Raw genomic sequence first — 2,603 nt, 5'->3', positions numbered from 1 at the left:
CGTTTGAACGGGTTTTCGATCGGTGGTTGGACGGTTCCGATGCAGTCGCCGAAGCCGATGGTATAGCCGTCTCCCTTTGCGCTGCCGCGCAGTGTCAGCGTGTCGCCGTCTTCGATGAAGCTGCGGGTCTCGCCGGTGTCCAATGTCAGTGGTTCCTTGCCGCCCCAGCTGAGTTCCAGCAAGGAGCCGCGCTCGGGCTTGGTCGGTCCGGAGATGGTGCCCGATCCCAGCAGATCGCCGGTGTTCATCGGGCAGCCGGATGTGGTGTGATGCGCCAGTTGCTGTGCCGCCGAATAGTACATCTCGTTGTAATTCGTTCGCGCGATGGTCGTAGCGTCCTTGCCTTCAGGTGCCATCGTGACTTCAAGGTCGACGTCGTACAGCATTGGGCCAACGTCTTTGAGATGATCCAGCAACTCGAACTCCCGCTCAGGCGTATCACAGCGGAAGGGTTCCAGTGCCGCTTTGGTCACGATCCATGGGCTGATCGAAGTTGCGGTGGCCTTGGCCTGAAACGGCCCGAGCGGCTGGTATTCCCAGGCCTGGATGTCGCGTGCGGACCAGTCGTTCAGCAGGACGTAGCCAAAGATGTTGTCGTCCGCCTCCTGAACTGAGATCGGCCCGTCAGAAGGTGTGCCCACGATGGCGCCCATCTCAAGCTCGATATCGAACCGTTGCGACGGAGCGAAACGGGGCAGGGTATCGTTCGGCCCTTTCAACTGCCCCCACGGGCGGCGGATGTCCGTTCCCGAGATCACAACTGACGAAGCGCGGCCGTTATAGCCGATCGGGATATGCAGCCAGTTCGGCGGCAACGCGTTTTCCGGCCCGCGGAACATGGTGCCGACGTTCTGGGCGTGATGGCGCCCGGCGTAGAAATCGGTGTATTCGCTGACGGCAAAGGGCATGTGCATTTCTGCGTCGCTCTGGGCAACCAGCAACGGTTCGACCTGTGCCCGTTCCTCGGCCCCCTCAGCCAACAGCGTGGTCAGACGGTTGCGCAGCGCGGCCCAGACAGCGGGACCTTCTTCCATCAGGGGGTTCCAGAAGGGCAGGTCGAACAGCGGCTCATCCGCCAGTTCGATCACTCCCTCGGCCTCGGCGGTGGTCACGTCCAGGATCATGTCACCGATCGCAACGCCGCAGCGGGGATCGGTTCCGTCGGTCGAGAAGACGCCATAAGGCAGGTTGTTCAGGGGGAACGGGTGATCGGCGTCATTGGCCGAGGCCACCCAGGATCTCATCAAAGGCATATCGTCTCCAGACCTTTGTCTCAGGCCCGGGCGTTTCGATAGGAAATCCCGGGTCGCTTTGTTTCATCACTTCTTGCCAGGCGTTCCGTCGAACTTCTTTTCGATATCCGTCCAGCAATCGATGTAATCGTCCTGCAGCGGGGCTTCGTTGGCCGCGAATGCTGTCAGGTGTTGAGGGAAGCGGGTTTCGAACATGAAGGACATGGTGTTGTCCAGCTTGTCCGGCCCAAGGTTCGCATTTGACGCTTTTTCAAAGGCTTCCTTGTCCGGCCCGTGCGGCAGCATCATGTTGTGCAGGCTCATGCCACCCGGAACGAAGCCCTGAGGTTTGGCGTCATATTGGCCATAAATGTTGCCCATCAGCTCGGACATGATGTTCTTGTGGTACCAGGGCGGGCGGAATGTGTCTTCCATCACCATCCAGCGTTCGCGGAACAAAACGAAGTCGATATTGGCAGTGCCCGGGTGGCCCGAGGGCGCGGTGAGCACGGTAAAGATAGACGGATCGGGGTGGTCGAACAGGATCGCGCCAACCGGGCAGTAGGTGCGCAGGTCATATTTGTAGGGCGCATAGTTTCCGTGCCAGGCCACAACGTCCAGCGGGCTTTGGCCGATCTTCGTGGTATGGAACTGCCCGCACCATTTGACGGTCACGGTCGAGGGCACCTCGCGATCCTCGAATGCGGCCACGGGAGCCTTGAAGTCACGCGGGTTGGCCATGCAGTTCGCGCCGATGGGGCCGCGGCCCGGCAGTTCGAACTTCTGGCCGTAATTCTCGCAAACAAAACCCCGGCAAGGGCCTTCCAGCACTTCGACACGGTAGACCAGGCCGCGCGGGATGATGGCGATCTCTTTGGGCTCAAGGTCAATGATCCCCAACTCGGTCGCAAAACGCAGGCGGCCTTCCTGCGGAACCACCAGCAGCTCGGAATCGGCCGAGAAGAAATAGTCATCCACCATGGATTCCGTGACCAGATAGATATGGCTGGCCATGCCGACCTGCGTGTTCACGTCGCCTGCGGTGGTCATCGTGCGCATACCGGTCAGCCAGGTCAGGCCCTCATCGGAATGGGGAACCGCGTCCCAGCGGTACTGGCCAAGGCTGATCACATCAGGATCAACGCAAGGGGCGGATTTCCAGTGGGGCAGGTCGATCTTTTCGTAGCGGTGCGAATGCTTGACCGACGGGCGGATGCGATAACACCACGTCCGTTCCGGCGGGTTCGCAGTAAAGGCCGTGCCGCTCAGCTGTTCGCCATAAAGACCGTAATTGCACCGCTGCGGGCTGTTCATCCCCCGCGGCAACGCACCCGGCAATGCCTCGGTCTCAAAATCGTTCCCAAAGCCGGG

2 protein-coding genes are annotated in these 2,603 nt (G+C 60.6%); both read right to left on the bottom strand.

Annotated elements, in window-relative coordinates:
* The coding region (gene fahA, locus ACR0AA_RS23240; protein ID WP_480757757.1) for a fumarylacetoacetase at nucleotides 1-1,253 on the bottom strand (1,253 nt) is incomplete at its 3' end.
* Nucleotides 1,254-1,319: 66 nt separating this feature from the next.
* Nucleotides 1,320-2,603 (bottom strand): homogentisate 1,2-dioxygenase (gene hmgA, locus ACR0AA_RS23235; RefSeq protein ID WP_480757754.1); only part of this gene is annotated, 1,284 nt, incomplete at its 5' end.

Source organism: Ruegeria sp. CE8, assembly GCF_056537465.1.
This window is presented reverse-complemented; position numbering and strand designations above follow the sequence as displayed.